The following is a 433-nucleotide window of genomic DNA, read 5'->3' as shown; positions in this document are numbered from 1 at the left end:
CACCGTCGCCATCACCGTGACGCCGGTCAACGACGACTTCAGCGACGCCAACGAAACCATCTCCATCGCCGAGGACAGCGGCACCACCACCGGCAATCTCCTCGCCGGCACCACCAGTCCCGATGGCCCGGTTTCGATTGCGTCCTTTTCCATCGCCGGCCAGAGCGGTCCCTTCACCCTCGGCAGCCCCGTAACCATCGCCGGGGTCGGCAGCCTCAGCATCGCCGCCAACGGCTCCTATGCCTTCACGCCGGCCGCCAACTACAACGGCCCGGTTCCGCTGGTCACCTACGCCGTCACCGACGGTTCCGGTGCCAACGACACCTCCAGCCTCGCCATCACCGTCACGCCGGTCAACGACGACTTCAGCGACGCCAACGAAACCATCTCCATCGCCGAGGACAGCGGCACCACAACGGGCAATCTCCTCGCC

At 66.3% G+C, this 433-nt stretch carries 1 protein-coding gene; it reads left to right on the top strand.

Annotated features, from left to right (window positions below):
- Window positions 1-433 (top strand): cadherin-like domain-containing protein (locus KUG39_RS17165; protein ID WP_216916651.1); only part of this gene is annotated, 433 nt, incomplete at both ends.

Source organism: Synechococcus sp. CCAP 1479/10 (assembly GCF_019038515.1).
Taxonomy (GTDB): domain Bacteria; phylum Cyanobacteriota; class Cyanobacteriia; order PCC-6307; family Cyanobiaceae; genus Cyanobium.
Note: the sequence above shows the minus strand (reverse complement) of the source record. Positions and strands in the feature narration are given on the sequence as shown.